The organism is Pseudovibrio sp. JE062, assembly GCF_000156235.1.
Lineage (GTDB): Bacteria > Pseudomonadota > Alphaproteobacteria > Rhizobiales > Stappiaceae > Pseudovibrio.
In genome coordinates this window covers 702,240-725,618 of sequence record NZ_DS996805.1, presented here as the reverse complement: position 1 = coordinate 725,618, position 23,379 = coordinate 702,240, and the positions used below count along the sequence as shown (strand labels likewise).

The following is a 23,379-nucleotide window of genomic DNA, read 5'->3' as shown; positions in this document are numbered from 1 at the left end:
TGCGCAACGACAACATTACAAATACATAAAAGCCGAGGAAATGAATGTTCCAGAATAGTTTTGGTTCACCTACAAGACGAAAGCAAAAAACCGTTGTTGCAGCATTGCGAGTCCCGGTGATTGCACTCATTGCTCTGGACTTTGTAGTCGCCAGTCGGTCTGCTCGTGCAGAGGACATTGATGGGTCTTCTTCTCTAACAGTTGATAATGATCCAACCGTTTCGGACCATCCTAGTCCATGGGATGTGGATGGCTCCCTGAATATTGGGGTGACAGTTGGGCTCGATGCCAAGCTTACCATTCAAAATGGTGGTGAAGTCACGAATACTGGTGGAACTATCGGCGTAAACTCCGGTTCTTACGGCACCGTAACGGTGAGCGGATCGGGATCCCAGTGGCAGGCCTCCGGGGAGTTCAAGGTTGGCAGTACTGGAACGAGCGCTTTGAACATTGCCGATGGCAGAATCCCTGGTGGGGTGGGCACGATCAACGGTCCAACAACAATCACGAACGGCACCGTCACTGCTGGAAACAGTCCCGATACGCTGACAATTGATGACGACCTCGATCTTACCTCCGCCTCAACTATGGATTTCGAGCTTGGCTCTCCATCCGGAACAGCGGGCTTAGACAGCGCTCTGATCCCTCTATGGTTTTGCTTTTCCGATTTTTCTTACGCTAGGGATAAACGCAGATGCAACGCTTGATCTTTGCATACAAAAACACATCAGCCTTAGTTTCGCATAGGCTTGCCATGTTAATCATTGCAGGCGCGTTGACGGCAACTCCCCAGATTAGTCAGGCAGATGTTGTCTTTACTGGCAATAACTACGGCTCTTTTAGCGGTAGTTATATGAGCATTGGTGACGGGGGGATTGGCACGCTCACAGTTTCTGGCGTGGATAAACATGGCGTCAGAGAAGATAAAACTATTGTCGGCGATTTGCATCTTGGCCGCCGTGATTCTGTTGGTAGCGGTATCGCCCGTGGTGAGCTTTACGTGCTTGACGGTGCGCGCTTGACTGTGAACAAAGATATTAATGCTGGCTTTTACTTCGATGGCCCTCCAGCACCGACAGAAGGAGCCCAAATACTGGTTTCCGGCGAAGGGTCTGTACTATCAACTTTAAGTAGGCTGGGTTTCGGATATGGAAACAGCGCACTCACTGTTGCGAATGGCGGTACTTTTTCTGCACCCTATTGGATCAGACTTGGAGATAATAGAGACGCCCGGTTTGCCGTCAATATCGGTGCCGCGAAAGGTGAAGCTGCGCAGGCCCCGGGCATACTGGATATTCCAAGCATCTATTTTCGGTATGCCACGAGCGAGCTTAATTTCAATCACACGGATGATGCTTATATTTTTGATGTCGACATCGGATCGGTATTAGCCTCTGAGGGACCTAACCACACAATCAATCATTTAGCGGGCACAACGATCTGGACCGGCGGTGTGGGTGTATTCTTTGGCAGTAACAATAGATTTGCTGGCACGACGAACATCACTGGCGGTGCGCTGATCGTCAATGGCGAGTTGCCTGGGCAGATCAAATTGACGGGTGGCACGCTGGGGGGCGCGGGCACTGTCGGCAATGTCGAGGCAACAGATGGTACGCTCTCTCCAGGTTCCAACGGGAGCGGCACATTGAAGATCGGCGGCAACCTTGTTCTGGATGAAAATGCGACACTCGCTTTCGGTCTAGGCACACCTGATGGTACTGTTGGCCTCGATAGCGACCTGATCACCGTTGGTGGCGACCTGACCTTAGATGGTACGCTTGATGTAACCGATACCGGCACGTTTGGTGCAGGTGTATATACATTAATCACCTACGATGGGGGCCTGACTGACAATGGTCTCACAATTGGAGATGCCCCTCTTGATTACGACTATGCCCTGAGTACCACTGTAACGCCTGGTACTGTGTCCTTATTGGCCTCGACGCGGGATTTACTGTTTTGGAACGGCACTTCAACTGCTGACGGCACCGTGCATGGCGGCGCGGGCACATGGAACAGTTCAAGCCGTAACTGGACCAACTCTGCTAGTTTCACAGATCTGGCCTATGACCCTGATAGCTATTTCGTTTTTCAAGGTACGGCGGGAACTGTCACGGTCGCTGATGAAGGTGTCTCAGTTGCATCTGGCCTGCAGTTTGCTGTCGATGGCTATCAGGTCACAGGTGGTGAGGTTACGCTCGACAGTGAAACCTCAATCCGTATTGGCGATGGCACGAATGCTGGTGCAGACTTCACTGCGACCATCGCTTCTGACATTACAGGGACCGGATCTCTGAACAAAACCGACTTAGGCACACTTATTCTAGAGGGCGATAATAGCTATGCAGGTGGCACAACCCTGACAGCGGGTAAACTGGTTGTTAATGGCACCGTGGGTGATGTTACAGTCAATGGCGGTAGCCTTGGTGGTTCGGGGACTATCGGGGCCGTTGCCTTCAATTCAGGTGCTGTGATCGCTCCGGGAAACTCCATCGGAACTTTGAATGCAACTTCTCTTGTTTTCAATGGTGGTTCAACCTTTGAGGTTGAGTTGAACGATGGGGGCAACGCAGCAGGTATCAACAACGATCTGTTGGCCGCCAGCGGTAATGTGACGATCAATGGTGGCACAGTGCATGTTAAGCCAGAAAACGGAACTGACGATGGTTCAACCTACGCTGCAAATACGGTCTATACGATTATAAGCGCTGTAGGGGGCGTCTCCGGAACATTTGATTCGTCCACCCCAACAGATGACTTCGCGTTTCTTGATTTTGCTCTGTCATACGATGCCAACAATGTTTATCTGGGTTCCCAAATGGCATCCAGCTCGTTCTGTATTCCCGGGATGAGTGCTAATCAGTGCGCTACAGGTGAAGGTGTGTTCTCGCTTGGCAGCGGAAGTTTGTTCAGTTCAGTCTTGAACCTGTCCAACTCAGATGCATCAAGAGCACTTTATCAGCTTTCAGGCGAAGCCCACGCCTCAATAAAAACAGCGCTGATTGAGGATAGTCGCTTTGCCCGTGAGGCTGCCCTCAGTCGTGTGCGTATTGCAATGGATTCCGTTGCTGCGGATGGACAAGAGCAAGTGGAAAAGCGAGTTGGCGAGAGCCTCGCGTTCTGGGGGCAAGGTTTTGGGTCCTTGGGACGCTGGAGCGGAAACAGCAATGCCGCAGGGCTTGATCGGTCAATCGGCGGTTTCCTTCTGGGTGGAGATGCCCAGATTGGTGAAAATTCCCGTCTTGGCTTTTTCGGTGGCTACAACAACAGCAGTTTCGAAGTGAATGGCAGAAGGACCTCTGCGACAGCAGAAACCCTGCACCTTGGTGCTTATGGAGGCACAGAATTTGGGCCTTTGGGGCTGCGCGCAGGCGCTAGCTATGCATGGCATGATATCGACACGACCCGCTCGGTTGCCTTTACTGGCTTTGCTGAGAACCTGTCAGGGGCCTACATGGCGCAAACCGCGCAAATCTTTGGTGAAGCAGGATATCGTTTTGATTATGCTGCAACCAGTCTGGAGCCTTTTGCCAATATATCCTACATGCAATTGTCCAGTGATGGGTATTCCGAAGCAGGTGGATCTGCTGCGCTGAAGGCTGGTCGCCAGGCAATGGACAGCACCTTCACCAGCATCGGACTGCGTGCAGAGACACAGGCTAATCTTGGTCAATTCACCGCGAAGTTCTCAGCACAAGCTGCCTGGCAACATGCGTTTGACGATGTAACGCCTGTTGTCAATCACGCCTTTGCCGGAGGCGATGATTTTTCTGTTGCCGGTATCCCGATTGCCAGAGATACTCTTCTGTTGAATCTGGGAGCATCGGTGGATCTGGGACGGAACACAACCTTAGGCCTAGCATACGAAGGCCGGTTTGGTTCCGGCTTCACCGATCAGGGGCTCAAAGCAAACATTGCTCTGAAGTTTTGACCGTTTCTTGTCTGTGCAAGGCCAACTACTCCATATAAACCTGCCCGCCGCCTGTAAACTGAAGTGGCGGGTAAATGCTCTCCAACTGTCAAAAATCCATATCCACCAATCCCGCTATTTTGTCCCCGGCCTGAATATGCCTTTACTCATCAGCGCCGCGACCTTTGCACAGGAAATGAAAGCAGTCTCGGGAACTCTGACAGTCTTCCGTCCAGACCGCTTCAACCATTAATAGAACAGCTCGAATGTCCGCTAATGGCCCGATATCATTGCGATTTCAGTCAGCAAGAAAATTTACAGAAAACAAACGATGCTTTTCGGCTGGCTTACCAGAAGTCTTAAGTACCCCTTCAGACAGAGTTCAGCTTGGTGTGTTTCCTGGCCTTCAAGAAGAAGAGAGGAAGACAACATGAAAACAAGCATGAAGCTATCCATTATTGCAGCAACAACTGCTGTGACCCTCGTAAGCCCGTTTATTGTTATGGCGGATGATCATCGCAGTGAGTATGGTGACAGCCGTGAAGGGGCAGCAATTCAGTACACTGGACCAGCAGCTGTTGCGAAAGTTTCCACGTTATCTACCAGCTTGAACCCTTTTAAGGACGACAGTGTCGTTCTTGAAGGCAAGCTTATTCGCCAGATTGACGAGAGCTCATTTGTCTTTGATGACGGCTCCGGCGTAATCACAGTACATGTCGATGATCATGACCGGCAAAACCCTCTATCCGTTTCAGCATCAGACATGGTTCGCGTCTTTGGTGAAGTTTCAGGCTGGATAGGGGCCCCAAGCATACGTGTCCACAACATCCAGATTGTAAAGTAGGTTTGCATACTCAAAGCGCTAACTCTAACTTTGAAGTCCCGCTCAACCAAGCGGCCTCACTCATAACATACTTTGAGAAGCAGCAGTTCTACTTGTGGTAGCCTTATCGGTGTCGAAAATATCGGGCTTTTCCTCGTTTTTAGAGTCACGATAACTGATGCCGTATCTGTAATGCCAGTGAACCGCCTTACCACTGCTTCACCACTGAAATAACGGCCTCTGAAAGCACTCATGAAATCACCAAACCAACATTGAATGACGTCTTATCAAAGCCACCGACAATTTTTGCAGCAGAAACCTCCAGATACCTCAACCTATATTCCTACTCCTTTCCTCAAGTTTTCCGTTGAAGCTCATTACAAGGAAATGTAAATGAGACGCAGTCGCAAAATGAGTTTATAGAATGCGTAGTTTCTATCAAAAATCGGGCTTCGCCCTGCTTAGCCTTTCTGGCGGCCTCTTAATTTCAGCGAGTTATGCGCAGGACGCCGGTGTTTCATCAAAAAACCTTTCACAGCTGGAAAACCTCGGCAATCAGTTGTTCTTTGACTTCAACCTGTCAAAGAACCGCACCATGTCTTGCGCCACATGCCACACGCCAGAGACTGGTTTTGCGGACCCAAGAGATAACGGCTTCGACACGCCAGTAAGTACGGCTGTCTCCCTAGGCGATGATGGAGAATCTATTGGTGACCGCAATGCGCCATCAGCCGGATATGCCGCATTCAGCCCCAACTTCCATAAAACCAAAGAGGGTAAGTTCGTCGGCGGCCAGTTTTGGGATGGCCGGGAGAAAGACCTTGAAGGTCAGGCCGGCGGCCCACCGCTGAACCCAATTGAAATGGGCATGCCTAGCAAAGCCTCTGTTGTCGAGCGTATCAAGGAAAACGACGATTACATAGCAACCTTCAAGCAGCTCTTTGGCGAAAGCATTTTCGAAAGCGACGAAGAAGCTTATGTCGCCATGACCAAAGCAATTGCAGCCTTTGAGCGTACTGAGACTTTCGCGCCGTTTGATTCCAAGTATGACCGCTTCCTGCGTGGTGAGGTAGAGCTAAGCCCACAAGAAGAACTGGGACGCATTCTGTTCTTCTCTCCTCAGTTCACCAACTGTAATGTCTGCCACCAGCTCAAGAAGGTGCCGGGCTCTGAAGGGGAAACCTTCACCAACTACCAGTACTTCAACATCGGTGTGCCAATGAACAAAGCCGTGCGCGCAGCCAATGGTTCTCCAGCTGGTACAGTTGACCACGGCTTGCTGGCTAATCCAGCTGTAGATGATAAGTTCTGGGATGGTAAGTTTAAAACTTCTACCTTGCGCAACGTGGCAGTTACAGGGCCTTACATGCACAACGGCGTGTTCAAGGATCTCAAAACTGTTGTTCAATTCTATAACCGCTACAACTCGCGAAAGAAATCTGCTCAGATCAACCCGGAAACAGGCAAGCCATGGGGTGCGCCTGAGGTGCCAGCAACGTTGGACGTCAAGGAACTGACCACTGGTCCTGCACTGGATGACAAACGCATCAACGCACTGGTTGCTTTCATGAAAACGCTCACGGATGAACGTTACGAGCATCTACTGGAAGAAGAATAAGACAAAACTTCAATGTTTTTCTTCATAAGCCTCGCAGTCATTTGCGGGGCTTTTTTATTGCCATCGTGCACACATCCCCACAGTAACCACCAATCTCAAATAGAGTTTTCAGTCTCTGCTTGCTTTGCGAGCAATAGCTGGCGGTTTTTCATTTTGAATAAGTGGAACAGAACTGACGGAAGAAGCTTTCCGGACCTCTGGTAAGAATCTTTGAGGTGATTAAATTATGCACTTTAAAACTTGACTATTATATTCATATTAAACATATTCCGGTTGTTAAATTATCCAGTACTCGCAAAAGTAACGGCACCGGTTATTGACCAAATCACAGCAACGCATCCAAGTTCATACCAAAAGCTATGAGATATTGGTCCGGTATGCGGCATCGATTACCAAAGATTGGGCACTAAGTGAGGATATTGTGCAGGAAGCGTTTTTGCGCTTTGATGCCAAGTCGCCCAATAACGCAGAGAGTTATCTGCGCCGGATTGTTCATAATCTCTCCATCGATCATTTGCGCAAACAACAACTCGAGCTTCAACGTTTTGATCACGAAACGCCGGTCGCTTCATTTGTGGAACAGACCCCCACTCAAGAGAGTGCTTTGGCCCAAAAGCAAGAGCTTGAGCTGGTGTTGACCGCTCTTGCGGAGCTGCCGGAAATCACGCGAAGAGTTGTCGAGATGCATCGGTTAGAAGGGCTCAAACTGAGAGAGATTGCGAGTAGCTTGAATCTTTCTGTGACACAGACACATGAGCATTTGCATCGAGGCATCAAGCATTGCATGAGGGTCCTCAATGCAAAGAAGTAGGATCTTAAATAAGGTAAAGTGCACAAGTTATCGCGGAAAACATATTTGGTTCAAAATTGACTTTTTTGCGAAAAAAACAGCCCTTCAAACGTCTCTTCTCAAGATGAACAGCATCATAGCCGTCCCGAACTCAGCGACTACTTCAGGATTAAGCCAATGACACTTGCAGATTTCAGAAAAGAAATATCGTCTACTGTTGAAGATGCTGCAATCAGCTGGTTCATCCTTTTGGGAGAGTATCCCGAGGATTTGAAGCTTTGGGAAGAGTTTGACGACTGGTTTCTTCAAGATCCAACTCATCAGGAGGCATGGCTTAAGGTCAGTCAAACATCCGAAGTACTGGGGCAGCTTGAACTTAGCAGTACTGAACAGGGCTCGAAGCAGGGGATTGATGTCGAGCCAGCCTTTGCCTTTCAGAATTTCTTTGCACGCTCAAAAATGTTTTTTGCTGCTGGCTTCTCTTTTCTTCTGCTGCTCTACATAGGTCTGACCGTTCCTCAACATTTGACGGTTTGGCTCTATGCAGATCATAAAACTGAAGTGGCACAGACAAAGGAAGTTGAACTTGAAGATGGTTCGACAATCTACCTTTCAGCCTACTCGGCGATTGATTTGGATTTTACAGATGAAATGCGAAAAGTGAGCCTTCTGAGAGGGGAAGCTCTCTTTGATGTGGACCGAGATGAGGAACGGCCATTTGTTGTCACAGCTGGCGATACGACAACGAAAGTGCTTGGCACACGCTTTAATGTAAACAAAGGCCTTTCTGCCGTGTCTGTTGGCGTCGAACATGGGCATGTACAGGTTGCCGGAAGCTCTGATGTGAATGAAGTAATCGAGTTAAGAGATGCAGATTGGGTCAGGATGCATGAGGATGGGCATCCTGATATTCGATCACCTAATGCGGAATACATCGCTGCGTGGCAAAGAGGTAAGCTTTATGTCGATGACCAGAGCTTTGAAGAAGTTCTGTTTAAGCTGCGCCGTTTCATGAAGACGCCGGTTTTGGTGCTCGACCCTCGTATCAACAGCAAACGTGTGACTGGGGTGTTTGACTTGAGTAAACCCCGACAAAGTCTGAATGCTATCGTTGCAGCTCATACGGTTAAGCTGAGAGATTTTGATTTTTTTATCACAATCTCAAAGATATAACACGTTGATAATAATGTGTTATTTGTGTTTTTGTCATCTGCCTACAAAAATATGAGTATTTTTCTCAGAAAATAAAGCTCTCCGGATCGTCTCCTAAAAGAAGTTGGGACTGCAGGTTCTATCTACTGACAAATTGATGACGACTTGGAAGTGATTTAAGAATGGATATGGGGAACCAAGTGGGGTTGCGCTTAGGGGGGCGTCCCACAAAAAGACTAGCGAGCTTATTACTTGTAGCACTGTTTCAAACGACGTGTTTGACGTTGCCAGCAGCTTATGCGCAATCAGAAGCAAGTCGATCTGAGCTTTCAAAACAGGTTGCGTTCAATATACCTGCCGGGTCTTTATCTGGCGCTCTTTTGCAGGTTGGACAACAGGCAGGCATACGGCTTTCAGTGAACGCGCAGAACATAAAAGGCATCAACGTATCTGGCTTTAAAGAACTGATGACAGCTCAAGGTGCGCTGGATGTTCTGCTGGATGGTACGGGGTTGGTTTATGAGATTGATCCATCCGGCATCATTATCATCTCCTCTCTGCAGGATACAGTTTCAGCTGGTGATGGTGACCCATCCTTGCTGCCTGTAATTGTGACTGCCTCCTCAGGAGATGCCGCAGGATGGCAGGGGGCACCTGAGTGGGTTTATGAAACACCACGGGCCATTAGCGTTGTCGGGCGCGATGAAATTAAAAACTCCAATGCTCGCGGCGCTGCTGATCTATTTGTAGGCGTCCCGGGAGTAAACGTAGCGGATAATCCGCAGGATCCAGGTATTAGCATTAACATTCGTGGTCTTCAGGATCAGAACCGTGTGAACGTCATGATTGATGGTGCTCGTCAGAACTTCCAGAAAGCTGGGCACGACGAGGTTGGACGTTTTTACATTGATCCAGCTTTTGTAAAACAAGTTGAGATTGAAAAAAGTGCCATATCCGGTGTTGGTGGTGCTGGGGCTATGGGAGGCATCGTCAACTTCCGCACCATTGAAGCTTCCGACTTGATAAAACCTGACAGGTCTTATGGGATAGAAGGAAAACTGGGTGCGGGCACAAATGCTTATAACTTAAACGGCAATCTTGCAGCAGGTATGGAACTCACAGAAAATATCAGTTTTGCTGCCGGTGTGAGCAAGAAAAATTTGGGCAAGTACGAGTCTGGTAGCAATGGTAGTTTGAAATACAGTGAGACTGGGAAGCCTGTTGTTTTTACTGGTTCTGAGGCGCTGTCTTGGCTCACGAAATTTAATCTCAGATTAGGTGATGATCACGAACTCGTATTGGGAGCGCTTGGATTCCATGATGCTTTCACAAACAGCACGATTGATGGTGGCTTCAGAAACAACAGTGATGTCTCCAATATCACAGGCACCGCAACTTATACTTGGCAACCGGATGACAGCTGGTTTGATCTGGAAGCCAAGATCTGGGCAAACCATACACAAAATGATCAGGAACGCACTGCGCGTACCGGTGGGCCAAGTACAATCTACAATGATGTGGTCATGCAAACCTTTGGTGGTAGCCTACAAAACACCAGCGAGTTTGATTTCAGGTTAGGAAACCTCTTTTGGAATGTTGGCGTAGAAGCTTTCTATGATGACGGTGACAGAAAAACTAAGAAAGCAAATCTCACTAATGATCCAGATAATGTCTGGTTTGGAACAGATCCTGTAGGAACACGAAGTGTGTTTAGTGCATTTAATCAGTTGACCTTCGAGCACAATGAATGGCTCGAACTGGGCGCAGGTCTACGATACGACCATTTTCAGCTAAAAGGAGACTCTACCTTTTATCACCTTGATAGCTCCTTCCTTCCTTCCTTGGTTGAAGAGCATATCGAAAACTCAGGGAACAGATTGTCTCCTACATTTTCGGTCGCAATCACACCATTAGACGGGCTTCAATTTTTCGGAAAGTACTCAGATGGCTATCGCATCCCAACAATCATGGAAACGCTCTTAGGTGGGCAGCACATCAATGGTGGTACCAACTTTCTGCCCAATCCTGTTCTTCTCCCGGAAACTTCAAAGACGTGGGAAGCCGGTGTTAATATCAGTCTTGATGACAAAATCCTAGCAAATGATCGCCTCAGAATGAAGATCTCATACTTTACGCGAAAGATTGATAACTATACCGCGCAAGGTCCTGTTTGGGACATTGACCCTGCAACTTCACTTCCGAAGGCAATCGGGACACAGTATGTGAATTTTCTGGATACTGTGGGCACGCAAGGATTTGAAATTGAAGCTCTTTATGATGCAGGATTATTTTATGGCGGAATTTCTGCATCTCGGACCTATACTGATCTCCCCGAACTTGCCAGATACGCCGACAAAGATCCTTATACTTCACCTGAGCTCTCAGGCTCTATTGTGTTGATAAATGCTGCTCCGCAAACGAAATTGAGCTTGGATGCTGGTTTTCGTCTGTTCGATAAAAAACTTGTCGTTGGAGGGCGTATGAAATACGTCAAGCCAGACACACAAGTTGGCGTCTTAGCAAGTGGTTACGAGGCAACTGATTACACCATCGTTGATCTCTATGGTTCCTATGAGTTCAATGAGAATGCAACGCTTCGGGTTGACGTAAACAATCTGGGTGATGTTGCATATGTAGATGCGCTCACTGCGGGTGGGTTTCCATCTCCGGGCCGTACCATCACGGCCGCTTTAAACTTCACTTTTTAACTTCTTAGCCAGCCAGCTTTCTGCCAGCCAGCCTGACCGATCGCATCTGCGATCCCTCTCAACGTTCTGTAAAGAACAAACAACCATCTGATGAGGATATCATGGCTGTAACTATCAATTTGAGCGATGCAAACAATGACGGCACCGGCATCAACATGCCAGCTTACTTTGCGGACTTTAATCAAAACTTTGATCGCTCAGGTTGGGGACACTTCTCCTCAAACCCATTCGACTTTAACGGCAATAATTATGCCGCGACAAACGGATCCGCACTGCTTCCATTCGTAAGCGATGATGCCCAATCCTTCATTGTAGTCTCCGGATCTGCAGGCGATATCTCCTATAGCCTGATCAACCATGCACTCAGTGGAACACTTGATAGCGTTTCCTTCGGACATGGTCTGGATTACAATTCATCTTCTGACTCCTTTGCACACACCACAAACGATATCAGTATTTCTGGCTTAGGATTGTCAGGCTCTGGTTCCGGCAATTCGGTTCACAATGTTGTCTATGGTCTTATGAGCCACGACACCACCGCGCTGGAAGCCCAACTTGACGCCAATGATCTGATCATCAATGGCAGCTCTGGTGCTGACACCATCCAAAGCTATGCGGGGGATGACACTCTGACTGGTAATGCCGGCAATGATATCTTTGTCTTCAGTTCAGGTTCCGGCACTGATGTCATCACGGACCTTGCAGCAGGGGATGTCATTGATGTGCTTGGTAACTGGAATGGTGTTAGCGAGTTTGATGATCTGATCATCGATTACGCTTCTGACCCAGGGAATGCTGTCATTTCCGCTGCTGGTACAACGGATACGATCACAGTAGAAGGCTTCTCTTCAGGTCTGGACGAAAGCTTCTTCATCTAAGTCCTTTTGCATAGGCGTAAAATGCAGCCTCACTGAACTATTATTGAGATCGAGAAGCAGTTTAGTGGGGCATTTTTATTGTGGCTTAGCTGGTTGCATGAACCGATTAAGGGCCTGCTTGGGTTTCTAACTGAGCTGATGAAAAGGTATTTGCAGGAGCAAAGAGGAGGGAAAATGGGAATTCAAACACTCTCATTTGCTTACATAGTGCTGATACGGAGCACAAAAGCAAAAAGCTCCCGGGAGGGAGCTTTGCTAAACCTCTTTATATACCACAAGGTTAAATGGTGAGCCCGCACGGGTTCGAACCGTGGACCTACTGATTAAAAGTCAGTTGCTCTACCAGCTGAGCTACGGGCTCTTGGGCGGTGACCGCTGGGTCGCTGCCTGTGAGGGGTCTTCTAAGGATTGCAGGGGCTTAGCGCAAGAGCTTTTTTTCATTTTCCACACAGTGCAGCAAAAATCCAATTTGAAAGCTTGGAAGCCATCACCTCGAACTTAAAGAGGGCTGGCTTTCGATGCACCATCAATGCGGTCCCTAAATATGAATGATGAAGCCATTACAAAAAATAGAAACTCATTCAATTCACGGAATCGCCACGAGCACACTAATCAGACGAGTGAGAGCAGGGCAGCTTCAAAGCATTCCCCATCGCGATTTTCGCCCTAGGTCAAATTGTCCCGTTTTCTACGCAGAAATACAACCAAACAACTTCTCACTTACGTATATTCACTGCGTTTACTGTAATCTCAGCCCATACTATCGCAATTTAAAATTTCGAATAATACCAAATAAAAACAATATATTAAGCAGATGTATCACAACAAATCGTGCGACACATATCTGCAAAATCAATCAAAAGTTGTGAAATATCTAAATACTGTGGAGATGCCGGTTTTCATCGATAAGGGCAAAACGCTTTTTGATTTTTCGCAAAGAACTCCGTCCCGAATAAGCGCACCTACTTAATGTATATTTTTCATGCGAGATAAGGTGTCTCGGAAATGCGAGCTCTCAGGTTGCGCACTGTCTTCCTTCTTATTTTTACGTTCTTTCTCAGTGCGTCGAACTACGCGATAGCTGCGTCGGACTCTTCAAATCGTGTCCTTAATTTCTCTAAGAAAGTTGAGGTCACCAAATTCTTCCCGAAAGCCGACAGATATGGGGAACTGCGCGAGGACATCGCGGTTCTACCTGCAATGGCTGGGGAGGAAGTGCTGGGCTGGGTCTTTCTGACCACCGACCTGGTCTCCACCACAGGATACTCCGGTAAGCCAATCGACACATTGGTTGGCATTGATCCTGATGGCATGCTCACAAGCGTGCAGCTGGTAAAACACGCAGAACCAATCGTTCTTATCGGCATCCCTGACAGCGAGATCAAGCAAGTCACTGAGAACTACGCTGGCCTCGACATCAAGAAAGAAGCAGAGCAGGGTGGTTCTGCTCACGAGCTCGACATTATTTCTGGCGCAACCGTCACCATCATGGTGATCGACGATTCTGTTGTGAGAGCGAGCCTGAAAGTGGCGCGCACCCTTGGAATCGGCGGCCTGAAAGGCGCAGAGGCAGACACTGGTCCAAAATTCGTCATTGATCCGGACAAGACAGCAGCTTCAGATTGGATGACACTAACAGGTGACGGCTCACTTCGCCGCCTCACGCTTGATGTGGGTCAGATCAATGCTGCCTTTGTTGAACAAGGCAATCCAAAAGCTATCAAACGCCCTGCAAAAGGTCCCGATACCGACCCTTATGTTGATATGTATATGGGCCTTGCTGACGTCCCGGTTATTGGTCGTACCATCCTGGGAGACGCAGAGTACGCCAACCTCAAAAAACGCATGAAGGAAGGTGACCACGCCATAGTGGTGCTTGGTCGTGGTCGGTATTCCTTCAAAGGCACTGGATATGTTCGGGGTGGTATCTTCGACCGTATTCAGTTGATCCAGAACGATATTTCTGTCCGCTTCAAAGATCGTCAACATAAACGTTTGAATGTAATTGATGCAGGTGATGCACCAACATTCAAAGAACTGGACATCTTCACAATTCCAGCAGATTCAGGTTTTGATCCAAGCAAGCCGTTCCGTCTGCAGCTTCTGGTTCACCGCGAAATTGGCGCGATTGAAAAGACCTTCCTGACCTTTGATCTGGGCTACCAGTTGCCGCAGCAATACCTGAAGAAGGTGGAAGTTGCGCCAGTAGCAGCAGAAGGCACAGGTGAGGGTGCAGCTGCAGCTCCTGCTGAAGAACAGCGCGTTGAGTTGTGGCAACGCATCTGGAATGACCGTCAGGTGGATATTGCAATCCTCGGTGTCGCTCTGACGATCCTGACTGGTGTCTTCTTCTTCCAGATGCAGGTCGCTAAGTCTGAAAAGTTCACCTTCTGGTTCCGCATTGGCTTCCTGACCTTTGTTCTGGTCTGGCTCGGCTGGATGGAAAATGCACAGCTCTCTGTTGTAAACGTCTTGGCGCTCTTCTCAGCGCTGACCACAGAGTTCAGCTGGAGCGCATTCCTGATGGATCCGCTGGTCTTCCTACTTTGGTTTGCAGTTGCAGCAGCTCTCATCTTCTGGGGTCGCGGCGCATATTGTGGCTGGCTCTGCCCATTTGGCGCCCTGCAGGAACTTTCTAACCGGATCGCAAAGTTCTTCAAAGTGCCACAGGTTACCTTGCCATGGGGGCTCCATGAGCGCCTCTGGGCTCTGAAGTACATGATCTTCTTGGGACTGTTTGGTCTCTCACTCTACTCACTGGCAGTGGCTGAGCATTATGCTGAAGTCGAACCATTCAAAACCGCAATCATTCTGAAGTTCCAGCGCGGGTGGCCATATGTGCTCTTTGCAGTAGCACTCTTGGCAGCTGGTCTCTTCATCGAGCGGTTCTACTGCCGTTACCTCTGTCCTTTGGGAGCAGCTCTCGCCATTCCGGCACGCCTGCGCATGTTCGATTGGCTCAAGCGTTACAAAGAATGCGGCAACCCATGCGCTCGCTGCGAAAAAGAGTGCATGGTCGGAGCTATCCATCCTGAGGGCCACATCAATCCAAACGAATGCCTGAACTGCCTGCACTGTCAGGTTCTGTATCAGAGCGACGATAAATGTCCGGTCTGCATCAAGAAGCTTGCACGACGCAAGAAATTCGAAGCGCAGACGGGTATTTCAAAGACGGAAAAGGGCACTTCCGTCAAACAACCGGCTTAAGCCAAATCAACTCGAAAGTATCAAGGGAGACTTTCATGACTGATAAAAAAGAAACAGGCCTTTCACGCCGCGCACTGCTTGGTGGTACCGCAAAGACCGCTGCAGTAGCTGGTTTGGGTGCCGTTGCTGCAGCAGGCGCTGGTGGTTTTGCACCAGCTCGCGCTGCTGAAGGTGGCCTCAAGTACCATGTAGGTCCAGGCGAACTGGACGAGTACTACGGCTTCTGGTCATCAGGTCAGACTGGCGAACTGCGCATTATGGGTCTGCCATCCATGCGCGAACTGATGCGTATTCCTGTATTCAACCGTTGTTCTGCAACCGGTTGGGGTCAGACCAACGAATCTAAGAAGATTCTGCAGGAAAACATGCTGCCAGAAACCAAAGAGTTCTTGGCTGCGCATGGTATGGAACACTACGACAACGGTGATCTTCACCACCCACATATGTCCTTCACCGAAGGTACATACGACGGTCGTTACCTGTTCATGAACGACAAAGCGAACACCCGTGTTGCACGTGTACGCTGTGACGTTATGAAATGTGACAAGATCACTGAAATTCCAAACGCACACGACATTCATGGTCTGCGTCCTCAGAAGTACCCACGTACTGGCTACGTCTTCGCAAACGGTGAGCACGAAGCTCCACTCGTAAACGACGGCACAATCCTGGATGAGCCAGATAAGTACAGCTGCATCTTCACTGCACTCGATGGTGATACCATGGAAGTTGCATGGCAGGTCATCGTAACCGGTAACCTGGACAACTGTGACGCTGACTATCAGGGTAAATACGCTTTCTCTACCAGCTATAACTCAGAAATGGGTACAAACCTGGCAGAAATGACAGCCTCTGAAATGGATCACTGCGTGGTATTCAACATCAAACGCATCGAAGAAGGCGTCAAAAACGGCGACTATCAGATGCTGAACGGTGTTCCAGTTCTTGATGGCCGTAAGGGCTCCAAGTACACCGCGTACATCCCTGTACCAAACAGCCCACACGGCTGTAACACCTGCCCAGACAAAAAACACCTGATGATCAACGGTAAACTGTCTCCAACAGTTTCTGTTATCGACGTGACCAAACTGGACGCAGTATTCGACGGTGCAGATCCACGCTCCGCAGTTGTTGCTGAACCAGAGCTGGGTCTTGGCCCACTCCACACTGCATTCGATAACCGCGGCTTCGCTTACACCACTCTGTTCCTCGACAGCCAGATGGTTAAGTGGGACATCGACAAAGCGATCCGTCAGTATGCAGGCGAAGACGTCGATCCAATTCACTCAAAAATCGATGTGGCTTACCAGCCAGGTCACAACCACACCTCTATGGGTGAAACATCAGAAGCAGACGGCAAGTGGCTTGTTTCTCTGAACAAGTTCTCTAAAGACCGCTTCCTGAACGTTGGTCCTCTGAAACCAGAAAACGAACAGCTGATCGATATTTCTGGCGATGAAATGAAAATCGTTCACGATGGTCCTACCTTTGCAGAACCGCACGACGTCATCATCGTACACAACTCCGTTGTGAACCCAGCATCTGTCTGGCAGCGTGACGACCCAATGTTCGCTGATGCTGTCGCACAGGCTAAAGCTGACGGTGTGGATCTGGAAGAAGCAGAACACGTCATCCGCGACGGCAACAAAGTTCGTGTGTACATGCACTCTGCTGCGCCAACCTTCTCTCTTGAGAAGTTCACGGTTAAGCAGGGCGACGAAGTTACCGTTTATGTCACCAACATTGATGACATCGATGACCTGACACACGGCTTCTGTATTTCCAACTACAACGTAGCAATGGAAATTGGGCCTCAGGCAACTGCTTCCGTAACCTTTATCGCTGAGCGTCCAGGTGTTCACTGGTTCTATTGCCAGTGGTTCTGTCATGCACTGCACATGGAAATGCGCGGTCGTATGTTCGTTGAGCCACGCGACGCATAAGGGAGTTGCGGGCATGACAAGGTCCTTCTGGCAATTGCTGCTAGGTGCGACGGCTTTGGTTGGCGTGAGCGTTTCTGCTCACGCCGCTGAAATCATTGTACCGGCACAGCCTGATGCCTTAGCCCGCGCCTTGAGAGAGGCGCAGGACGGAGACGTTTTGCGCCTGTCTGCTGGAGTTCATCAGGGACCGGTCGTCATCGATCGGTCTTTGGTGCTTAAAGGAGAGCCAGGCGCAGAGCTTAAAGGCAATGGCAAAGGCTCAGTAATAACTGTCGAAGCACCAGATGTGGTCGTCGATGGACTGGTCATCACCGGTTCAGGTCTTTCCAACCAAACAATCGATTCAGGCGTGAAGCTGACCAAAAAAGCAGATCGTGCCCGAATTACAGGTAACAAGTTCCTCAACAATCTGGTTGGTGTCGATGCACACGGACCGGATGATGCTTATATTGCCGACAACCTGATTGAAGGTCGTCGCGATCTGCGCCCTAACGAGCGCGGAAATGGCATCTATGTCTGGAACTCACCAAGACTTTTGGTGGAATACAACACCATCAAATATGGTCGGGACGGCGTTTTCGTAAACACCAGCCCGAACGATACTTTCAAAAACAACTATTTCGAAAAAACCCGCTTTGCAGTGCATTACATGTACGGCAATAAGGGCACTATCTCCAACAACGTGTCAGTCGGCAATCACATCGGTTATGCGCTGATGTTCTCAGACAAACTCACGATTACGGGCAACATCTCTAAAGATGACCGTGACCATGGCTTGATGTTGAACTACGCCAACAATGCCGTGATTACCGGAAACTATGTGAAAGCTTCTCCTGAGAAGTGCTTGTTCATGTACAACGCCAACAAAAACATTGTTGACGGCAACAAGTTCGAGCGCTGTGACATCGGGGTTCACTTTACAGCAGGTTCTGCAAAAAACAAATTTTCCAACAATGCCTTCATTGGAAACAAGACACAGGTGAAGTACGTGGGCACACGCCACCTGGAATGGACATACGAAGGTCGCGGAAACTTCTGGAGTGATCATTCAGCCTTTGACATGAATGGAGATGGAGTAGCTGACACCGCCTACCGGCCAAACGACATGGTCGATCAAATTCTCTGGACACAGCCTGCCGCAAAGCTGCTTACCGGAAGTCCTGCAGTTCAGCTCCTCAGCTGGACTCAATCGCAGTTTCCAGCACTTTTGCCAGGTGGCATCGTAGATACCAAACCTCTGATGCACGCTCCGGAAATAGCAATGCCGAAGGTAGGAGCAAGAAGATGAATAATACAGTTCTTCGAGCTGAAAACGTCCGCAAGACCTTCGATGGACGGGATGCTGTGAAAGATCTTTCCTTTGAACTGGGAGGCGCAGAGAGGGTAGCGCTGCTCGGTCATAACGGTGCAGGTAAGACGACATTCTTCAAAATGTCACTTGGCTTCCTGACACCATCTGCTGGACGGATTGAAGTTTTGGGCGCAGAGCCTGGTAGTGATAAAGCGCGCTCTTCCACCGCGTTTCTGCCAGAATCTGTAGCCTTTCAAAGGACTTTGACAGGTGTTGAAGTTCTCAAATACTACGCCAAGCTTAAAGGCGAAGACCCGAAGAAAGCAGTCGGACTGCTCGAACGTGTTGGTCTCGCAGAAGCTGGTACACGCCGTGTCGGCACCTATTCAAAAGGTATGCGGCAACGTCTTGGCCTCGCGCAGGCTCTAATTGGTACACCCAAACTGGTGTTGCTCGATGAGCCAACCAGTGGTCTGGACCCAATCTCACGCCAAAACTTCTACGATCTCGTAACAGAGATTTCTGGAAACGGAGCAACCGTACTTCTGTCATCTCACGCCCTGACAGAAATGGAAGCGCGCACAGATCGTATCCTGATCATGTCCAAAGGCAAACTTGTTGCCAACGACACTCTGGAACACCTGCGCACAGCAGCCCGTCTGCCAATTCGTCTGAAGGTAAAAGCCAAGGAAGAACCTGCCGAGCAACTGGCAAACCGCCTTGGCGGCACACCAGTTAATTGCCGCAGTGTAGAGATCATGTGCGCACATGAAGACAAGATCGCGAGAATTGCAGCTGTCACCAGCTTGGGTGCCATGATCGAAGATATCGATGTGCATCTGCCGACACTGGATGACGTCTATAAACACTTCTCCGAAAAGGCGAATGCCGAAGATAGTGCAGGGGAGGCCTGAGTCATGTTTCAGCGTATCCTAACAGTAGCCGGTCAAGAGTTCCGTATTGGATTGCGCAACCGCTGGATCCTTCTGTCCGTTGTTATTCTGGCAGCATTTTCCATGGCGCTCGCACTACTTGGTTCCGCACCAGCAGGCACACTTGATGTAAGTCGCATGACCATCACCGTGGCATCACTCTCAAGCTTATCAGTCTATCTAGTTCCTCTGATTGCACTTTTGCTGGCTTTTGATGCCGTTGCTGGTGAGATCGAACGCGGTACATTGCTTCTGATCTTCTCCTCTCCGATGACACGAAGTGAGTTCCTCATTGGTAAGGCAGTCGGACACATCTGCGTTCTCTTGTTGGCTCTAACACTCGGTTACGGAGCTACGGCGATCATGCTGGCAGCAACAGGCGGTGGTGACACAAGCGGCTTCATCGATTTCGCACGGTTGATCGGCACCTCAGCTATCCTTGGCTTTGCATTCCTTGCCCTTGGCTACATTGTCAGCGCATTGGTTCGCCAGGTCACAACCGCAGCTGCAATGGCGATTGGTATCTGGCTTGTTTTGATCGTTCTTTATGATCTGGCTTTGCTCGGTGCACTCGTTGCAGATAGCGAAGGGTTCTTTGCGTCTACCGTCTTCCCGTTCGCACTATTGGCAAACCCAGCAGATGCTTTCCGTCTCTTCAACCTGTCTGCATTGAATGCAAACGCTATGGTTGGCGGCATGGCAGGCGTTGCAGAAAGCCTTCCATTCCCACCAGCAGCAGCACTCGCTTCCATCTTCGTGTTCGCTGGTGCTGCCATGTCTGGTGCTATCCTACTGCTTAAGAGGGTCTCCCCATGATGAAGAAACTGTTTGCAGTCGTTGGTGTCACGTTGCTTCTGGCAGCTTGTCAGGAAGAGCAGCAAATCGCTAAACCAGCTGCTATGGAGCTGAGTGCTGAAGCTGCGGGGCACTACTGCCAGATGACCATATTGGACCACGAAGGACCAAAGGCACAGATCCACCTTGCCGGTAATCCATTCCCGTTATGGTTCTCTCAAATACGTGACGCTGTCGCATTCACGCGTCTCCCGGAAGAATCCAAAGACTATGTAGCTATCTATGTAAATGACATGGATAAAGCAGAAAGCTGGGAGCAGCCAGGTAACAACAACTGGATCGATGCAGATGCCGCTTTTTTTGTGATTGAGAGTTCACAGATAGGCGGAATGGGAGCCCCAGAAGCAATCCCATTTGGTACCAAAGCAGGCGCAGAAAAATTCTCAGCTGAGAATGGAGGTAAGATTGTTAAACTTGCCGAAATCCCTAGCGAGTATGTACTCAAACCAGTTGAGTTTACACTCAGCGATGCTTCCGACAACTAATCGTTGATCAAGCTCTAAAAAACAAAACGCTCCAGAAATGGAGCGTTTTTTGTTTGTAATATCTGAGCTGACTGATAACAGCTTCGATCAATTTTTGCAGTGAACTGGATAGCCAACCCGAAGTTTTGGATCCCCGACCACTATCAGCTCATCTGGATCACAGGTTACGCTCTCAGTTGGGGCACTATCAAAAGGCCGAAACTTGAACGCACGAAGCCCGGACAGCATCGTCGTCTCACCGCACACAAATCCAACTTCCTCTGTATCTCTGTGCTTTACAATAGAACCCAGCTCGGGTTCACAAAGCGTGATGTCTGAACCAAACATGTTCAGAAGATCGACATCAGATCCGGTTTCAGACCCATGTGCAGTTGCTGATTTCAGAAGTTCATCAAAAACATCTTGCCGCGCAGTTGAGTGCCTATTTTCCACTTCATTAGAATGATCAGCGCGATTTAAGTCGATGGGCATAAGAGCTCTTTCAACTAGAGAACTAAAAGCAAAATCAAAAAATACCAATCAAGACAAGCCGTCCAAACAGGTTTCCAATCCCCAAAGCTATTCCCCGCAGAATGGGACAGGGCATACAAATCAAAGTTGAATTGGATAATAAATCCATATCTTAGATTTAAGATGGTGGAAAGGTAAATAAACTCAAGCATTATACAACATGCATCATGCACATAGTTGATAGATAGCTTCTTAAACAAACCTCATTCGAAATTATTTATAAAATACAGACGTATAGGATTACATCAACGGCATTGGATAAGTTGTCAAACTGATGAATACACAAAACATATTCCAAGGAAAATATCTCGGATAACTCACAAAAAGAGTTTGCTTCTCACTCTAACCAGTAGGTGGAAACCCCCTATAAGGTTTAACAGAGATCACGAACGGACGACTAACTAGGATTTGAGGAGCTTCAGAACAGGGAGGCTAAGCTATTCCCACTGCGTCGATTTTCGATAAGTTAACGAACACTCATGCAATCCGATCTATCAGAGTTTAGTTGAACTCCTTTAACAGACAAACCTGCAGTAGTTAGTGCTCATTACGCTTCAACATCTCTTGGTAGATACGCGCAAACATCATCGATACAAAATTCGTGGGAGCTTTGCTGCCGGGGCCATACACTTGAGATTCAATCTCGAGCGCTTGTTTCCAGGCACTATCAATCAGATCTAGGTCAGTCTGGCTCGTATCTTCTGCCAACTCAGCCCAAACTTGCGCATCATCAAGATACGTTGCGTCTCCAACTCCATGAAGACCAAAGCGAAGAAACTGTTCATTTACGCCAAGCGCTTGCGCTAGCTTCCCAAGCGTGTCCCCACGTGGATTCTCGATGAGACCTTTTTCGATCTTGTAAAGATTGTCATAACCAACGTTCGCACGCCTTGCCAAATCTTTAACTGTAAGGTCATTCTGCTTGCGAAGTTTTTGAAGTCGCTCTTGCCAAGTCATGGTTGCTCTGCAGTCGCTAAAAACAAAGTCTCATGGAGAAGTAATCCGGTTAGTGCAATTAATCTATCCCCCGATTGCTCGCAAATAAATAACCAAGAAAGATATCCGCAAAAAATCAGGGGGACATCCTACTGATGTCTTCAGCTGGCTTACACCTTTTTGAAAACTACTCATTTTTCAACATCATCAAAATCTTAGGTTGTAGATTTATTTTCCGCAAAAAATGATTTGTGCACCTGTTCTGTCCGCTCTGATGTTTAGAACGCTAAGATTGGGCTTGTCAGATGGATACACCATGAGTAAATGGGGCAAAATCAATTCTGGAAGGGGATAAATGGTTGCCAAATAATCAAGGTACTGCTCATGCCATTTACGGCATGGGGCGCTGGGGTAAAGATCTTCTCTCTGTGCTGCCGAACGGCGATATTGCACTAAGTAATCCTTTGATGCCGGACGCTCCGAAGGTGAGTCTTCCGGAGATCGTTCACGACCTTGAACAACGTGGTATCCATTCTCCACTTTTGCTGCGCGTCAGTTCGTTTCTACAAAACGAAATCGCGCACATCAATAATTCCATGGCAGACGCGATCAAGCGTGTTGGCTACAAGGGTAAATATCGCGGTGTTTTCCCAATTAAGGTGAACCAGCAGGCACAGGTCGTTGACCGCATCGTTGAGTTTGGTCGCCCTTACTCCTACGGCTTGGAAGCCGGTTCAAAACCTGAGCTGGTCATTGCACTCGCGCACCGTTTGCCAAAAGACGCCTTAATTGTCTGCAACGGGGTAAAAGACGAAGAGTTTATTCGCCTTGCAATCCTGTCGCGCAAGCTCGGTTTCAACACCATCATCGTTCTGGAAAGTCCAAAAGAGCTTGAAACGGTCATCGATGTGGTTGAAGAACTGGGCGAAGAGCCGCTTCTCGGCGTGCGTGTTAAGCTAACCAACCAGATTGGTGGCAAATGGGAAGAAAGCTCCGGTGACCGTTCCACTTTCGGGATGAACACCGACCAGCTCGTCTCCGTGATCGATAAGCTGCGCGAAGCAAAGCTTCTGCACTGCCTGAAACTTCAGCATTCCCATCTCGGCTCACAAGTACCTGACGTCAATGACGTCCGCCGTGCCGTTGGTGAAGCCTGTCGCTACTTCGTTGAGCTGACAAGGGAAGGGGCTGAACTGACCCATCTCGATCTGGGCGGCGGTCTTGGTGTTGACTATACCGGTGAGAAAAAGGCTAATCGAAAACTCCACCAACTACTCTGTCGAAGAGTACTGTGCCAACGTGGTGGAAACTGTTGCCTATGCGATGGACGAAGCTGAGCTC

At 48.8% G+C, this 23,379-nt stretch carries 17 protein-coding genes and 1 tRNA gene; 15 read left to right on the top strand and 3 right to left on the bottom strand.

Features of this window, described 5'->3' with window-relative positions; translation table 11 throughout:
* Positions 1-44 precede the first annotated feature (44 nt).
* The 8 genes from PJE062_RS03085 to PJE062_RS03050 all read left to right on the top strand — a co-directional run bounded on the left by PJE062_RS03085 (position 45) and on the right by PJE062_RS03050 (position 11,879).
* Positions 45-707: a hypothetical protein gene (locus PJE062_RS03085; RefSeq protein WP_008546768.1), complete on the top strand. Its 663-nt coding sequence runs from the start codon at positions 45-47 to the stop codon at positions 705-707.
* A 146-nt stretch (positions 708-853) separates the two neighbouring features.
* The gene (locus PJE062_RS03080) at positions 854-3,931 is read left to right on the top strand and encodes an autotransporter domain-containing protein (protein ID WP_198136813.1); all 3,078 of its coding nucleotides are present in this window, start codon (positions 854-856) and stop codon (positions 3,929-3,931) included.
* 409 nt (positions 3,932-4,340) lie between these two features.
* Entirely contained in the window at positions 4,341-4,754 is a 414-nt protein-coding gene (locus PJE062_RS03075; RefSeq protein ID WP_037035849.1) for a YgiW/YdeI family stress tolerance OB fold protein, read from the top strand.
* A gap of 403 nt (positions 4,755-5,157) precedes the next feature.
* On the top strand, positions 5,158-6,351 hold the full coding sequence (locus PJE062_RS03070; RefSeq protein WP_008546887.1) for a cytochrome-c peroxidase: 1,194 nt from the start codon (positions 5,158-5,160) through the stop codon (positions 6,349-6,351).
* A 316-nt stretch (positions 6,352-6,667) separates the two neighbouring features.
* On the top strand, positions 6,668-7,162 hold the full coding sequence (locus tag PJE062_RS03065) for an RNA polymerase sigma factor (RefSeq protein ID WP_050773824.1): 495 nt from the start codon (positions 6,668-6,670) through the stop codon (positions 7,160-7,162).
* A gap of 156 nt (positions 7,163-7,318) precedes the next feature.
* A complete protein-coding gene (locus tag PJE062_RS03060) occupies positions 7,319-8,314 on the top strand; it encodes a FecR domain-containing protein (protein WP_008547013.1) in 996 nt (331 codons plus the stop codon).
* A gap of 257 nt (positions 8,315-8,571) precedes the next feature.
* Positions 8,572-11,001, top strand: a complete 2,430-nt coding sequence (locus PJE062_RS03055; protein ID WP_008547210.1) for a TonB-dependent receptor — start codon at positions 8,572-8,574, stop codon at positions 10,999-11,001.
* A gap of 101 nt (positions 11,002-11,102) precedes the next feature.
* Positions 11,103-11,879: a heme acquisition protein HasA gene (locus tag PJE062_RS03050; protein WP_008546373.1), complete on the top strand. Its 777-nt coding sequence runs from the start codon at positions 11,103-11,105 to the stop codon at positions 11,877-11,879.
* A 285-nt stretch (positions 11,880-12,164) separates the two neighbouring features.
* Here the strand turns inward: PJE062_RS03050 and PJE062_RS03045 are convergent.
* Positions 12,165-12,240: transfer RNA gene (locus PJE062_RS03045), tRNA-Lys, on the bottom strand.
* Between the two features lie 644 nt (positions 12,241-12,884).
* Between PJE062_RS03045 and PJE062_RS03040 the strand changes: the two genes are divergently transcribed.
* From PJE062_RS03040 to PJE062_RS03015, 6 genes are read left to right on the top strand one after another with little or no spacing between them, the layout of a single operon-like run.
* Positions 12,885-15,086, top strand: a complete 2,202-nt coding sequence (locus PJE062_RS03040) for a NosR/NirI family protein (protein WP_008546509.1) — start codon at positions 12,885-12,887, stop codon at positions 15,084-15,086.
* 35 nt (positions 15,087-15,121) lie between these two features.
* Positions 15,122-17,029, top strand: coding sequence for a TAT-dependent nitrous-oxide reductase (gene nosZ, locus PJE062_RS03035; RefSeq protein ID WP_008546345.1), 1,908 nt, complete (start codon positions 15,122-15,124; stop codon positions 17,027-17,029).
* A gap of 13 nt (positions 17,030-17,042) precedes the next feature.
* Entirely contained in the window at positions 17,043-18,317 is a 1,275-nt protein-coding gene (locus PJE062_RS03030) for a nitrous oxide reductase family maturation protein NosD (RefSeq protein ID WP_008546637.1), read from the top strand.
* Entirely contained in the window at positions 18,314-19,234 is a 921-nt protein-coding gene (locus PJE062_RS03025; protein ID WP_008546182.1) for an ABC transporter ATP-binding protein, read from the top strand. The genes PJE062_RS03030 and PJE062_RS03025 overlap by 4 nt, the downstream gene beginning before the upstream one ends.
* Positions 19,235-19,237: 3 nt before the next feature.
* Positions 19,238-20,068: an ABC transporter permease gene (locus PJE062_RS03020; protein ID WP_008546814.1), complete on the top strand. Its 831-nt coding sequence runs from the start codon at positions 19,238-19,240 to the stop codon at positions 20,066-20,068.
* A complete protein-coding gene (locus tag PJE062_RS03015; protein WP_008546397.1) occupies positions 20,065-20,592 on the top strand; it encodes a nitrous oxide reductase accessory protein NosL in 528 nt (175 codons plus the stop codon). The genes PJE062_RS03020 and PJE062_RS03015 overlap by 4 nt, the downstream gene beginning before the upstream one ends.
* An 87-nt stretch (positions 20,593-20,679) precedes the next feature.
* On the opposite strand, the gene PJE062_RS03010 is transcribed toward PJE062_RS03015, so the two are convergent.
* On the bottom strand, positions 20,680-21,111 hold the full coding sequence (locus tag PJE062_RS03010; RefSeq protein ID WP_157039027.1) for a hypothetical protein: 432 nt from the start codon (positions 21,109-21,111) through the stop codon (positions 20,680-20,682).
* Positions 21,112-21,639: 528 nt separating this feature from the next.
* Entirely contained in the window at positions 21,640-22,059 is a 420-nt protein-coding gene (locus PJE062_RS03005) for a helix-turn-helix transcriptional regulator (RefSeq protein WP_008546318.1), read from the bottom strand.
* 338 nt (positions 22,060-22,397) lie between these two features.
* Between PJE062_RS03005 and PJE062_RS03000 the strand changes: the two genes are divergently transcribed.
* Complete coding sequence (locus PJE062_RS03000; RefSeq protein ID WP_008546628.1) at positions 22,398-23,375, top strand: arginine decarboxylase; 978 nt, start codon at positions 22,398-22,400, stop codon at positions 23,373-23,375.
* The last annotated feature ends 4 nt before the right edge of the window (positions 23,376-23,379 follow it).

Excerpts from the sequence above, each read along its gene's own strand:
- PJE062_RS03070 (WP_008546887.1), top strand. The coding sequence starts at position 5,158 with ATGCGTAGTTTCTATCAAAAATCGGGCTTCGCCCTGCTTAGCCTTTCT.
- PJE062_RS03060 (WP_008547013.1), top strand. The coding sequence starts at position 7,319 with ATGACACTTGCAGATTTCAGAAAAGAAATATCGTCTACTGTTGAAGAT.
- PJE062_RS03015 (WP_008546397.1), top strand. The coding sequence starts at position 20,065 with ATGATGAAGAAACTGTTTGCAGTCGTTGGTGTCACGTTGCTTCTGGCA.
- PJE062_RS03040 (WP_008546509.1), top strand. The coding sequence starts at position 12,885 with ATGCGAGCTCTCAGGTTGCGCACTGTCTTCCTTCTTATTTTTACGTTC.
- PJE062_RS03085 (WP_008546768.1), top strand. The coding sequence starts at position 45 with ATGTTCCAGAATAGTTTTGGTTCACCTACAAGACGAAAGCAAAAAACC.
- nosZ (WP_008546345.1), top strand. The coding sequence starts at position 15,122 with ATGACTGATAAAAAAGAAACAGGCCTTTCACGCCGCGCACTGCTTGGT.
- PJE062_RS03050 (WP_008546373.1), top strand. The coding sequence starts at position 11,103 with ATGGCTGTAACTATCAATTTGAGCGATGCAAACAATGACGGCACCGGC.
- PJE062_RS03075 (WP_037035849.1), top strand. The coding sequence starts at position 4,341 with ATGAAAACAAGCATGAAGCTATCCATTATTGCAGCAACAACTGCTGTG.
- PJE062_RS03005 (WP_008546318.1), bottom strand. The coding sequence starts at position 22,059 with ATGACTTGGCAAGAGCGACTTCAAAAACTTCGCAAGCAGAATGACCTT.
- PJE062_RS03030 (WP_008546637.1), top strand. The coding sequence starts at position 17,043 with ATGACAAGGTCCTTCTGGCAATTGCTGCTAGGTGCGACGGCTTTGGTT.
- PJE062_RS03080 (WP_198136813.1), top strand. The coding sequence starts at position 854 with ATGAGCATTGGTGACGGGGGGATTGGCACGCTCACAGTTTCTGGCGTG.
- PJE062_RS03025 (WP_008546182.1), top strand. The coding sequence starts at position 18,314 with ATGAATAATACAGTTCTTCGAGCTGAAAACGTCCGCAAGACCTTCGAT.
- PJE062_RS03020 (WP_008546814.1), top strand. The coding sequence starts at position 19,238 with ATGTTTCAGCGTATCCTAACAGTAGCCGGTCAAGAGTTCCGTATTGGA.